We start from the raw sequence: 12806 nt of genomic DNA on the forward strand, positions 1-12806 counted from the left end.
CTGGCCCGCTGGCCCGCTGGCCCGCTGGCCCGCTGGCCCGCTGGCCCGCTGGCCCGCCGGCCCGCCGGGCCGTCACCGCCTGCCGGGGACGTCCGCCCGCCGCCGTCCGCGCCGGGCGTCAGAGCTCGTCGGCGCCCTCGTCCTCGCCCGTCACGATCAGCTGCCGCAGATGCTCCGCGACGTCCTCCCGGGCCTCCGCGGCCAGCCCGGCGTCGGTCACCAGCGTGTCCACCTGGTCCAGCGACGCGAAGGAACTCAGGCCCACCGTGCCCCACTTGGTGTGGTCGGCGACCACCACGACCCGCCGCGCCGACTGCACCAGCCGCCGGTTGGTCTCGGCCTCCGCGAGGTTCGGCGTCGACAGGCCGGCCTCCGCCGATATCCCGTGCACACCGAGGAACAGCACGTCGAAGTGGAGCCGGGCGATCGCCTGGTCGGCCACCGGCCCCACCAGGGAGTCGGACGGCGTGCGCACCCCGCCGGTCAGCACCACCGTCGCCGCGCCCTGCCGCTGGCCCGAGGAACGCTGCGCCGCGTGGAAGACGTCGGCCACCCGCACCGAGTTGGTGACCACGGTGAGGTCGGGCACCTCCAGCAGGTGGTGCGCCAGCGCGTACGTCGTCGTACCGCCCGACAGCGCGATCGCGGAGCCCGGCGCCACCAGCTCCGCCGCGGCCTTGGCGATGTCCTCCTTGGCGCTCAGCTCCAGGCCCGACTTGGCCTCGAAACCGGGTTCGTGCGTGCTGGCCTCCAGCACCGGCACCGCACCGCCGTGCACCTTCTCCAGGACGCCCTGGCGGGCCAGCGCGTCCAGGTCGCGGCGGACGGTCATGTCCGACACGCCGAGCTTGCGGGTCAGCTCGTTGACCCGCACGCCCCCGCGCCGCCGCACCTCGTCCAGGATCAAAGCGCGCCGCTGCTCCGCGAGGAGGTTCTGATTCTCGCTCACGTACGCTCCGGTCCTTTCCTCAAGCCGTCCGACACGCCCCGGGCACCCGCTCCGACGAGGACGTTCTCCCGGCTCCGGTGCGTGGGCGTCCCATATTCGCACGGCTTGGCCGGAGTCGCGCCACCGCCTGTACGACGCGCGCATGTCACCTCCGTCTCATCCACTGCCCGCCCCTCACACGGATCGGGGAGATTCCGTGACCCGGGGTGTGCGCCGCCCCCGCCGACCGGGATCCTGGTCCCTCATGGACATGCCCTGGGCGCGTCCTGGGGGCACCGCGGAGAACACGGGGGAAGCACGCACAGTGAACAGCGCGCAGGAACATGGTGTGAACGACGGGGCGGCCGGCCCCGCGACCCGCCCGGCGGCGGCCGGGGCCACGCTCGAACTGCTGGTCCACGGGGTGGGCGGGGCCACGCCCGAGCACATGCTGGACGACCCGCGCACCGTGCGGATCTCCGGCGACGACACGGCGGCCGTCTTCCGCCGCGCCGACGACGCGGAGGCGGAGAACGGCCCCACGGCCCCGGACGGCCGCCCGGTGCCCGAGGCGTACGTCTGGTGCAACCTCACCTCCGGGAACGGCGCGCGAGCCCTGTGGCTGCTGCTCCTGCCGTTCATGGTGGCCAACCTGGCCCACTGGATGCGGCCCTCGGCCCGCGACCGCGCCCGCACCGTCCGCCTGTACGGGCTGCTGGTGCGGCTCGTCGGCCTCAGCCTGACCGTGCTGCTGGTCGCGGCCGCCTGCGAGGTCGCCCTGGACCTCACGGCATGGCAGTGCGCGGGCACGCGCGCGTGCGCCGAGCGCCACACGTGGCTCGGCTTCCTGTCGCCCACCGCGTCGGGTGACGGCTGGTGGAGCCCGCCGGGCCGCCGCCTCGCCCTGGCCGCCCTGCTGCCCGCCGCCCTGGTCGGCCTGCTCTGGTACCTCTCCCGGCGCACCTGGAGCGCGTACGAGTCCGAGCAGCCGATGGTCCACGATCCCGGCGAGGACACCGCCCGCAGCGCGCTGGGCCGCCCCGGTTTCTGGTACGGCCGGCGCCTGGTGGCCCGGCTGCGCGGCGCGCACACCGCCGCCGGCCTGCTGACGGTGGCCGCCGCCGTCGCCGAGGCCGCGGCCCGGCACGACCGCGCCACGGGCGGCCCGGCCGCCCTGGAGACGCTCGGACGGCTGCTGGAGGCGGCACTCGTCCTCGGCGCGGTGCTGGTGGTCGCGGTGGTCTGCCGGCGCGGCCGCAGCGAGCGGCACCTCGACCGGGAGATCGACGCCTCTCTCGTACGGCATCTGCCGCTCGGCGCCCTGGCCCTGCTCCTGCTCGCCCTGGTGTACGCCTGCTGGGAGCGCCCGGGGTGGGCATCGGACGGCCGGCTGCCGGGCGACGCGGCCTTCGGGGGCATCGCCCTGGCGCAGGGTGCGCTGGTGATCGCCCTCGCCGTCGTCGCCCACCTGCTGTACCGCAGCGACGCCGACCCGCGCACCGCCATGCGGGGCCTGGCCGGACCCGCCGTCGCGATGCTGGCCTGCGCGCTCGGCGGCGTGATGTCCGGCGGCGTGTCCCAGCGGGTCGCCGACTGGGTGGACGGCACCCGGGGCGCCATCCCCGGCGCACCGGTCCTGCTGACCTGGCAGGCGTCCGTCATCCCGCCGCTGCTCGCGGTCCTGCTGCTGCTCGCCGGCTGGCAGGCCTGGCGCACCCTGCGGCTGGCCCGCGCCGAGCGCGCCGCGGTGGAACGCGACTACGTGGATGAGGCGGCCGAGGCCGACGAGGCCAAGGACCCGCAGCGCACCCGCCGTATCGCCCGCGCGCGGGCGATGGCCACCCTCACCGACCGCGGCCCCCTGTTCGTCGCCGCCGTCGCCGCCGTCTCCCTGCTCCTGGGCACCGGCGCGCTGGCCGGCGCGCTGACGACCGGCAGGACGCCGAGCGAGGCGGCGCGCACCGCCCATCCCTTCGTCCACGGCGCCGCGGAAGCCGCCCAGGCACTCGGCTCCTGGCTGATCGGGCTCGGCTTCCTGCTGTTCGTCGCCCTGGGCCGGCGCGCCTACCAGGACATGTCCGCGCGGCGCACCGTCGGTGTCCTGTGGGACGTCGGCACCTTCTGGCCGCGCGCCGCCCACCCCTTCGCGCCGCCCTGCTACGCCGAGCGCGCGGTGCCCGACCTGACCTGGCGGATCACCACGTGGACCCGCACCACGGGCGGCCGCCTGGTGCTCTCCGGGCACTCCCAGGGCAGCGTCCTCGCCGCCGCGGCCGCCTGGCAGCTGACGCCGGCCGTGCGCGGACGGGTCGCGCTGCTGACGTACGGCTCACCGCTGGAGCGGCTGTACGGCCGCTGGTTCCCGGCCCACTTCGGCCCGGCCGCCCTCGGTGCCCTGCACGAGGAGGTCGGCTGCTGGCGCAACCTGTACCGGCTCACCGACCCGATCGGCGGTCCCGTCCAGCTGCCCGGCGGCGCCGGCCCGAAGGTGGACTGCGAGCCGATGCGGGACCCGATGGCGCACGCCCGCAACGACCTCCACCCGCTGCCCGCCCCGATCCTCGGCCACTCCGACTACCAGGCCGACCCCGCCTTCGACCGGGAGCGCGGCCGGCTGCTGGACCGGCTCCGCCCCGGCCTGCCGGGCCAGCGGCCGGGAGACGCGCCGTAGCGGCCCCCCGGGGCAGCCCGGCCCGCCGGGGCCGGGCCCGGGGGGTCACCCGAGGTCCGGCAGGTCCTCCGCGTACAGCAGGGTCAGGTCGTCCGTGCTCGGCTCGGCGAGCTGGGCGACCCGGCTCGCGTGCCGCTCGACCATCGCCTCGAAGGTCTGCCGCGCGGTGCGGCCGTTGCCGAACGCGGGGCCCTTGGGCAGCGCCCTGAAGTACGTCAGCAGGGCTTCGGCGGCGCCCGGCGCCAGCCGGTACTCGTGCTCCTCCGCCTGCTGCTCCACGATCCGCAGCATCTCCTCGGGGCCGTAGTCGCTGAAGGTGATGGTGCGGGAGAAACGGGACGCCACACCGGGGTTGACGGAAAGGAAGCGTTCCATCTCGGCCGTGTAGCCCGCGACGATCACCACGACCGCGTCCCGGTGGTCCTCCATCAGCTTCACCAGCGTGTCGATGGCCTCCTTGCCGAAGTCCCGGCCCGCGTCCTGCGGGGACAGCGCGTACGCCTCGTCGATGAACAGCACACCGCCGCGCGCCCGGTCGAACGCCTCCTGGGTGCGGATCGCGGTGGAGCCGATGTGCTCGCCGACCAGGTCGACGCGGGACACCTCGACCAGGTGGCCCTTGTCCAGCACGCCGAGCGAGGCGAGGATCTCGCCGTACAGCCGCGCGACCGTCGTCTTGCCGGTGCCGGGGGAGCCCGTGAAGACCAGGTGCCGCTTGACCGACGCGGCCTTCAGTCCCGCCTGCCGGCGGCGCCGGCCCACCTCGATCATGTCGGTGAGGGCCCGCACCTCGCGCTTGACGCTCTCCAGGCCCACCAGGGCGTCCAGTTCAGCCATGACGTCCTGGGAGGTCCGGACCGGCGTCTCCGGGCGGGCGGCGGCGACCAGCGGCTCCTGCTCGGTCGTGCGCTGCCCGGGGATCGCGCCCAGAAGGCCCGGCGACTGACCGGCCGTCTGGACGGCCGGCTCCGGGGGCGCCACGGGCGTGCGCAGTCCCGCGCTCTCGTCGCTGGTGCAGTCCTCGACGACCGGTCCCGCGCCCGACCCGGCGTCGGGGCCGCCGTCGGAGAACTCGTAACCGCCGCGCGCGCAACGCTCCGTACGGCACTTCCTGAGCGTCGTACGGCAGCCGTCGAGCACGTGGAAGCCGTATCCGCCGCTGCCCCGCACCCGGCAGTCGAGGAAGCTGCCGCGGCCGCCCGCCGAGACGTAGAACCCGGCCTCGGCGGGGGAGTCGACGGTGCACCGCTCGATGGTGGGGTCGGCGCCCTTGGTGACGATCACGCCGGTCTGGGTGCCGTCCACCGTGCAGTTGTTGAGCGTGCCGCCACTGCCGTGGTCGCGGAACCACGCGCCGGTCGCGGCGTCCCGGATCCGGCAGTCGTCGAGCTGCGCGGTCGCCCCGTCGCTCACCGACACGGCCGTGTTGCGCACCTGGGACAGGTCGCTGTCGACGACGTCCACGCGCGAGCCGCGGTCGAGCACGAACAGCGCGTCGGGCACGTCGTGCACCCGGCAGGAGTCGAGCACCGCCGTGGCGCCGTCGCTCACCCACACCGCCGGATAGTCGCCGGTGCTGTCGAAGATCTCGCACTGGTTGGCGTCCACGCGTGTGCCCGGGTCCCACACCGACAGGCCGTTGCGCCCGAACTGCCGCACGCTGGTGCGGGTGAGCGTCAGCACGGAACGGGACCGCAGGTCGACGGCGTTCTCGGGGATGTCGTGGATCCGGCAGTCGGCGAGGGTGAGCACGGCGTCCGTGTCCAGGGTGACCCCGTCGGCCGTGGTGCGGTGGACGTCGCAGTCCGTGAGGTGCGCGGTGGCCCGGCCGGTGATCTGCACCCCGCTGCCGCGGACCTCGTACACCTCGCACCCCACCGCCTCCAGCGCGGAGTGCTCACCGGTGGCGGTGAGGCCCGAGCCCGAGGCGTGGTGCACCCGGCAGCGCTCCAGGCGCGGATGGGCGCCCCCGCGCACCGCCACGCCGGCCTGCCCGGCCGCGACGACCTCGCAGTCCTCGAACACCCCGCCCCCGCCGTCGACCACGGCGATCCCGATGCCCGCCGGGTTGTCGACGGTGCACCGCCGCACCGTCGGCCGGGCGCTGCCGCGCACCTCGATCCCGGAGGCGGACCGCGTGACCACCCGCACGTCGGTCAGTTCCGGCGCGCCCTCCTCAACGAGCAGCGCGGGCGCCGCCGCGTCCTGCCCCTCCACGTGCAGGTCGTGCACCACCGCGGAGGCGCGCACGGTGAGCGGCACCCCGTCGGCGGGCGTGATCCGCACGGAGCCGGGGGAGCCCTCGGGCCCGCGCAGCGTCACCGCCCGCTGGACCACGAGGTTCTCCCGGTAGGTCCCGGGGGCGATGGTGAGCACGTCACCGTCGGCCGCGGCCTCCAGGGCGGCGGCGAGCGATGCGTACTCACCCGTGCGGCGCCGCCACCGCGATGTACCGGCGTGCGTCACCTGGACCGTGCCCTGTGCCATGGCGTTGCTGTGCCCCCACCTCGGTCGTACTGATGGCTCGTTCGCCCCGGGCGCCGCAGCCCTCGCAAGCTCGCTCGCGCGCAGGTCGATGCCGAAGTCGGCTTCGGCCGCTCCACCGTAGCGTGCGCGCGGACGCCCGGTTGACCGGAGCCGGAAGGCGGTCAGCTGCCGGTGCCGGTCCTGCCCCAGTCCGGCCCCGCTCGCTCCCAGGCCCGGTCCCAACGCGCGTACCGGCGCGCGACCATACGCCGGACGATCAGCCGTCTGCCGCCCTCGACCAGGCACGCGGTCAGCAGTGCCGCGCCGACCCCGGCGAGCACGGCGTGCGTCGTCGCCGTCGCGGGGTCCAGCGGCCGGGGCGCCGGGCGTCCCCGCTCGTCGGTCCACAGCGTGAACCGGTCGCGCGGCTCCGGGGCGTCGAGGCGGATGACGACCGGGCCGCTGCGCGCGGTGCCGTCCGGGGCGGTCCAGTGGGCGAGCACCCGCGTGCGGATGTCCCGCGAGACCGTCTCGGGTCCGGCGGCGAGCACGGCACGGTCCAGCTCCCGGACGACGGTGGCGGTCACCAGGTGCCGGGACTCGCGCTGCTGCCGGACGGACCGCTGGAGGGCGTCCTGGGCCGCGGAGCCGGCCAGGGCGCCGAGCGCGGGCGCGGCGAGCAGCATCAGCAGCAGGGCGGCCAGTGCCACCCAGGCCTCGACGAGATCGGTCGTGCGGCGCAGCGGATTGTGCCGCCAGCGCCACAGGCCGCGCAACGCGCGCATGTCCCGCACCCCCTTCCCGCTCCACGGCAGCCCCGACGGAGCCGTGCACACGCGGTCCGGGCCGAAGGGGAAGCGACGTCACCGGGGCCCGGGTCCCGTGAACGCCTCACGAAAGCCCAACGCCCGGCAACCGCTCCGGGGTTCCCGCCCGGGCGGCTCCCCCGGCGACAGGGCTCATTCCAGGACGCGGACCGGGTCACCGACCCGGATGGTGCCGCGTGACCGGGGGACGAGGTTCTGGCCGAAGACGAGCTTTCCGCCGATGCGGCGGTGCCGCCCCAGGGTGCGCAGCGGCTCCCGCCCGCGCTCGGCGGTGTCCTGGTCGGTCGTGGTGACGACGCACCGGCCGCACATCTTGGCGACGCGGAACTCGACCTCGCCGATGGCGAGGCGTCTCCAGTGGTCCTCGGCCCAGGGCGCGGTGCCCGCGACGACCACGTTCGGCCGGAAGCGGTTCATCGGCAGCGGACCCTCCTCGGCGAGACCGTCCTCGGCCACCAGGGAGTTGAGGGCGTCGAGCGAGGCGACCGTGGTGAGCAGCAGCGGGAAGCCGTCGGCGAACGTGACCGTCTCGCCGGGCAGCGCGAAGTCCGGGTCGACCGGCCGGCGGGTGGCCGGGTCGTCCATGTGGACCAGGCGGGTGCCCGCCCCGACGTACGCGGTGCACCACGCGTGTGCGGCGTCGTCGGCGAGGACCCCCTCCACCTTGGTGCCGAAGAGCTCCAGCGTGACCGTGCCGGCCGGCTCCGGGACGGGCACGGTCAGCGGGTCGAGACCGGGCGCGGACAGCCGGACGCCGCCGGGCAGGAGCTCGGCGGCGGCCAGCGCGAGGTGTGGCTGCTGGCGTTGGGTGACGACCTTTCCCCCGTCGTCGATCAGCACCCAGCGTCTGTCCCCGGCCAGCCCCCAGGGCTCCACGGCGGCCTCACGGGGCGACCGGCCCCGGAACGCCTTGACCGGATGGACGTGTATCGAGTGCAGCTCCGCGTTCCGCATGAGGCCATCGTGCCAGGTGGCACCGGCCGCCGCGGGAGCCGATCAGTAGCCGCGGTAGTGCTGGTTGTTGTAGGGGTCCTGGTACGGCGCCGGAGCGGGCCGGGGAGCCGCCGGGCGCATCGCCTCGTACCCCGTGCCGCCGGGCACCGCGGGACGCGGCTGCTGCGGGCCGGGGTAGCCGCGCGGCGCGGCGGCCTGCTGGGGGATGTACGCGGTCGGCGCCTGCTGCAGCGGTGCGGGCTGCGGCGCCTGGGGGTAGCCGTAGGCGGGCTGGGACGGGGCCGCCGGGAGGGCGGGCAGCGCGGACGGGAGCGCGGGCAGGTGGTGACCGGCCGGCGTGTCGTACGCGGCGGGGACCCGGATCGGGGCGATCTGCGGGGTGCCCCGCTCGGCCACGAGCGAGTCGTAGATCGGGGTGTCCGGGAAGGAGGCGGAGGAATAGCCGCCGCCATAGGTGGAGCGGGGGGAGGTCATGGCACATAAGTTAAGCCCACGATGTGCTGGTTGGGGAGACCGATAAGAGGGTTGTTTTCCGTGTCGGCGGTGACGCGGGATCCCCAATCCGAGCGAACTCGGGGAAAAGGGGCGCCGAGTGGTTCCTTGATCGTGTAAAGGCTCAGTTCGGAGCGTGTTACCGGCGGTTGGCCGACGTCTTCGCGCACATCCGATGGGCGTTCGACGCCCTTCGCCGTAGCGTGGTACGCGGAGAGAACGGGCGTGTGACAGGTGATGGGGGCGGACATGTCAATGCCGAAGGGCTCGAACGTCCCGGTGCCGACGGCGGCACTGCGGGTGGAAGTGGGCCGGCGCTCCGGTGCCGGCGTGCCCGGCACCGACGCGTCGGCGCTGCTGCTGGTGGGCGGAAAGGTGCGCTCGGACGCCGATTTCGTCTTCTTCAACCAGCCGCAGCACTCCTCTGGAGCGATCCGGTACGAGGGCGGGCGGGAGGCCGGCGGCCAGGTCATCGACACGCTGCTCGTCGACCTCGCGCGGGTGGAGGGCGTCGTCGAGACGATCGTGCTCGCCGCGTCCGCGGACGGGGGGACGTTCGCGCAGGTGCCCGGCCTGTACATCGAGGTCAAGGACGCCGCGCGGGGCACGGTGGTGGCGCGGTTCGACAGCGCGGGCGCGACCGTGGAAACCGCCTTCGTGCTCGGTGAGTTCTACCGGCGCCAGGGCGCGTGGAAGTTCCGCGCAGTCGGGCAGGGGTACGGCACCGGCCTGGAGGGCCTGGCCACGGACTTCGGCATCACGGTGGACGAGCCGCAGCACACGGCACCCGGCGCGCCGCCGGTGACCGCCGCCCCGCCCGTGCCCGCCGTGCCGCCCCCCGCCCCGCCCGCGCCGGTCCGGCTCACCAAGGTGACCCTCACGAAGGCCTCCCCCTCGGTGTCGCTCACCAAGCAGGGCGGAACGTCGGGTGCCCTGCGCGTGAACCTCAACTGGCAGGTACGCACACAGTTCTCCGGCTGGGGCGGCAAGCGCGGCCGTGCCGTCGCCCTGCACTCCGACCTCGACCTCGACCTGTGCGCCCTGTACGAACTCACCGACGGCAGCAAGGGCGTCGTCCAGGCCCTCGGCAACGCCTTCGGGTCCCTGCACCAGCCGCCGTACATCCACCTCGACGGCGACGACCGCACCGGTGCGGTGGAGAGCGGTGAGAACCTCACCGTCAACCTCGACCACCAGCGGGCGTTCCGGCGCATCCTGGTCTTCGTCACCATCTACGAGGGCGCCCGGTCCTTCGCCGACCTGCACGCCACGGTCACCCTGCACCCGCAGTTCGGCGCGCCGATCGAGTTCTCGCTGGACGAGTGCACGGTCCCCTCGCCGGTGTGCGCGCTGGCGCTCATCACCAACACCGGCGGCGACCTGGTCGTCCAGCGCGAGGCCCGCTACCTGGTGCCCGACCGCGGGGTGAGCATGCAGCGGGCCGTGGACCGGGCCTACGGGTGGGGCATGAACTGGACGCCCGGCCGCAAGTGAGCCCGGCCGCGCCCCCGGCCCTCCGGGCGCCTCACCCCTCGTCGGGGACGGCACCCGGACGCGCGTAGGTGCGGCCCTTCCAGGACGCGCCGCGCCCCTTGTAGTGCAGCACCGCCGAATCGACCGTCATGAGCAGGTACAAGAACGCGGTGAGGGGCAGCAGGGGAGCGAGCCAGGGCGGCTGCTCGTAGTAGCGGAGCATGGGCAGGTACGTCCCCGTCATCACCAGCCAGGCCAGGCCGCCCGGCACCGCGGTCGCCGTGCTCCCCAGCGCCCAGCCCGCGACCAGCGCCACGGGCGGCACCAGGTACACGACCGCGAGCCCGGCGACGGTCCCGGCCAGCAGCAGCGGGTTGTGCCGCAGCTGGGCGTAGGCGCTGCGCGCGACCATGCGCCACAGGTCGTGCAGCCGGGGATAGGGACGCACGCTGTCCACCCGCTCGGCGAGGCCCAGCCACAGGTGCCCGCCGCCGCCTCGCACGGCCCGCGCGAGGGCCACGTCGTCGATGACGGCGTGCCGGATGGCGTCGGGGACGCGCGCCCGCTCGGCGGCCTCGGCGCGCAGCAGCACGCAGCCGCCCGCGGCGGCACTGGTCCGTGCCCCCTTCCGGCCGATCCGGCGGAACGGGTACAGCTGCGCGAAGAAGTAGACGAAGGCCGGCACCACGAGCCGCTCCCACGTGCTCTCGACGCGCAGCCGCGCCATCTGCGAGACGAGGTCGAAGCCGCCGGTGCGCGCCGCCGCCACCAGAGCGCGCAGGCTGTCCGGCGCGTGCGCGATGTCGGCGTCCGTCAGCAGCAGGTACTCGGGGGCACGCTCGCGTGCCAGGCCGATGCCGTGCCGCACCGCCCAGAGCTTGCCCGTCCAGCCCGTGGGCGGCTCGCCGGGCGAGTCCACGGTCAGCGGCAGCCCGCCGTGGCGGCGCGCCAGCTCGCGCGCCAGCTCCCCGGTGCCGTCCGTGCTGCCGTCGTCCACCAGGAAGACCTCGGCCCGTCCCGGATAGTCCTGCGCCAGCAGCGACGGCAGACTGTCCGGCAGCACCGCGGCCTCGTCGCGCGCGGGGACGACGACACAGACGGAAGGCCAGTCCGCGGGGTCCCTCCGGGGCGGCAATCGAACGTCCGTACGCCAAAAGAAGCCCTGGCAGAGCAGCAGCCACAGCCAGGCGGCGAGTGATCCGGCGGCGATCCACGGGAAGGCGCTCACCCGCGCAGTGTGCCCCACCGGACCGGCCGTGAGGGGCCCATCGTCTATCGTGGCCGGGTGAAGATCGCGCTCATGGACTCCGGAATCGGTCTGCTGGCGGCCACCGCAGCGGTACGGCGGCTCCGCCCCGACGCCGATCTCGTCCTCTCCCTCGACCCCGACGGCATGCCCTGGGGACCCCGCACGCCGCAGGACCTCACCGAGCGCGCCCTGGCCGTCGCCGAGGCGGCCGCCGCCCACCGGCCCGACGCCCTCATCGTCGGCTGCAACACCGCGACCGTGCACGCCCTGACCGCCCTGCGCGCCCGCCTGGAACCCGCGCTGCCGGTGGTCGGCACGGTTCCGGCGATCAAGCCGGCCGCGGCCGGCGGCGGCCCGGTCGCGATCTGGGCCACGCCCGCCACCACCGGCAGCCCCTATCAGCGCGGACTCATCGCGGACTTCGCCGCGGGCGTGGACGTCACCGAGGTGCCGTGCCGGGGACTCGCGGAGGCGGTCGAACGCGCCGACGAGTCGGCCATCGACCGCGCCGTCGCCGCGGCCGCCGAGCTGACCCCCGACGACGTCACGACCGTCGTCCTGGGCTGCACCCACTACGAGCTGGTCGCCGAGCGCATCCGCGCCGCGGTGCAGCGTCCCGGCCCGCCCCCGCTCGTCCTGCACGGCTCCGCGGGAGCGGTGGCCGCCCAGGCGCTGCGCCGGATCGGCCTGCCCCCCGCGCCCGGGTCCGCGCCCCTCGGCGGTGTGACGGTGCTGCTCAGCGGCCGCGAGGGCGCGCTGCCCGCGCCCGCCCTGGCCTACGCGGAAGGCCGCCTGCTCGCCGCCGCCAGCCCCGTGCGGTGACCGCGGGGTACTGACGGAAGCCCTCGGTCCGTGACCGCCGGGCACGGATGTAAGGCATCGGTGCGTGACGGTCCGTTACGGGTGGAAGCCCTCCGGCCGTGACTTCCCGGTACTGGTGGAAGCCTTCCGGCCGTGACTTCCCGGTACTGGTGGAAGCTCTCCGTCCGTTACCGCCCGGCAGTGACGGACGTTCTCGGTCCGTGCGGTTCTCCGGGACGCCCGTCACTGTCTGCGACCCGGTACCCGCTCAGCGAAACGTGAGTAGTCTCGATGGCATGAGGGACCACCCCCGCGGCGAGCACACCCCGCCCCCCGAGGTCTGGACCGGCCGGGCCACCAACCGGGTCCAGTGGCTGCTGGCGCTGGTCGGCGCCGCCTGCGTGGCGCTCGGCATCGAGCTGGCCGTCGCCTCCGCGTGGACGGACGACGGCCTCGCCCCGCTGGTGATGTCCGTCGTCGGCTGCATCGCCGCCGGACTGCTGGTGCTGTTCGGCACGCTCGCGTTCGTGCACGTCGCCCTGCGGGTGGACATGGAGTGCCTGGAGGTGCGCTGCGGCCACATCGGCGTCCCGCGCCGCCGTATCCCGCTGTCGCAGGTCGCCGGCGCGGAGTTCGTCCCGCACGTCACCCCGCGCCAATGGGGCGGCTGGGGCTACCGCTGGCGGCCCGAGAAGGGCACCGCGGTCGTCGTACGGCGGGGCGAGGGCGTGGCGCTGCGGCTGTGGGACGGTCACACGTTCACGATCACCGTGGACAACGCGGAGACGGCCGTACGGGTCATCGAGGAGCGGCTGCGGCCGACCACACCGGGGCCCCTGCGCTGAGACCGCGGGGCGCGCCCGCCGGGCTGCGGTCCTGGGGCGAGGCGCGGCACGGTGACCGCCGGTCCGGCTCCGGCCGGCGCCCCGGTCACGGATGCGGCGA

The 12806-nt window shown here is 75.1% G+C and carries 10 protein-coding genes; 4 read left to right on the forward strand and 6 right to left on the reverse strand.

All coding sequences use genetic code 11. The annotated features are described in order from the left end of the window. Positions 1-118: 118 nt before the first annotated feature. Positions 119-949 (reverse strand): DeoR/GlpR family DNA-binding transcription regulator, encoded by an 831-nt coding sequence (locus ACFF45_RS14575; RefSeq protein ID WP_381346348.1) that lies wholly within the window; start codon positions 947-949, stop codon positions 119-121. Positions 950-1253: 304 nt separating this feature from the next. Here ACFF45_RS14575 and ACFF45_RS14580 point away from each other — a divergent pair, with 304 nt between their 5' ends. Then, positions 1254-3599, forward strand: coding sequence for a hypothetical protein (locus ACFF45_RS14580; RefSeq protein WP_381346350.1), 2346 nt, complete (start codon positions 1254-1256; stop codon positions 3597-3599). A gap of 45 nt (positions 3600-3644) precedes the next feature. Here ACFF45_RS14580 and ACFF45_RS14585 read toward each other — a convergent pair whose 3' ends face one another. From ACFF45_RS14585 to ACFF45_RS14600, 4 genes are all read right to left on the reverse strand, one after another. Continuing rightward, a complete protein-coding gene (locus tag ACFF45_RS14585) occupies positions 3645-6086 on the reverse strand; it encodes a right-handed parallel beta-helix repeat-containing protein (protein ID WP_381346352.1) in 2442 nt (813 codons plus the stop codon). A gap of 161 nt (positions 6087-6247) precedes the next feature. Next, complete coding sequence (locus tag ACFF45_RS14590) at positions 6248-6850, reverse strand: Rv1733c family protein (protein ID WP_381346354.1); 603 nt, start codon at positions 6848-6850, stop codon at positions 6248-6250. Positions 6851-7024: 174 nt separating this feature from the next. Beyond that, positions 7025-7846, reverse strand: a complete 822-nt coding sequence (locus ACFF45_RS14595; protein WP_381346356.1) for an MOSC domain-containing protein — start codon at positions 7844-7846, stop codon at positions 7025-7027. A 42-nt stretch (positions 7847-7888) separates the two neighbouring features. Then, on the reverse strand, positions 7889-8320 hold the full coding sequence (locus ACFF45_RS14600; protein WP_381346358.1) for a DUF6643 family protein: 432 nt from the start codon (positions 8318-8320) through the stop codon (positions 7889-7891). Positions 8321-8593: 273 nt separating this feature from the next. On the opposite strand from ACFF45_RS14600, the gene ACFF45_RS14605 reads away from it, so the two are divergent. Further along, complete coding sequence (locus ACFF45_RS14605; protein ID WP_381346416.1) at positions 8594-9832, forward strand: TerD family protein; 1239 nt, start codon at positions 8594-8596, stop codon at positions 9830-9832. Positions 9833-9863: 31 nt separating this feature from the next. On the opposite strand, the gene ACFF45_RS14610 is transcribed toward ACFF45_RS14605, so the two are convergent. Beyond that, positions 9864-11039 (reverse strand): glycosyltransferase, encoded by a 1176-nt coding sequence (locus tag ACFF45_RS14610; RefSeq protein ID WP_381346360.1) that lies wholly within the window; start codon positions 11037-11039, stop codon positions 9864-9866. Positions 11040-11096: 57 nt separating this feature from the next. On the opposite strand from ACFF45_RS14610, the gene ACFF45_RS14615 reads away from it, so the two are divergent. Then, a complete protein-coding gene (locus ACFF45_RS14615; RefSeq protein ID WP_381346362.1) occupies positions 11097-11882 on the forward strand; it encodes a glutamate racemase in 786 nt (261 codons plus the stop codon). Between the two features lie 275 nt (positions 11883-12157). Next, positions 12158-12706 carry a hypothetical protein gene (locus tag ACFF45_RS14620; protein WP_381346363.1) on the forward strand — a complete coding sequence of 183 codons (549 nt, stop codon included), beginning with the start codon at positions 12158-12160 and terminating at the stop codon, positions 12704-12706. Positions 12707-12806 lie beyond the last annotated feature (100 nt).

The sequence above is a fragment of the Streptomyces cinereospinus genome, from assembly GCF_042430725.1.
Taxonomy (GTDB): Bacteria; Actinomycetota; Actinomycetes; order Streptomycetales; family Streptomycetaceae; genus Streptomyces; species Streptomyces cinereospinus.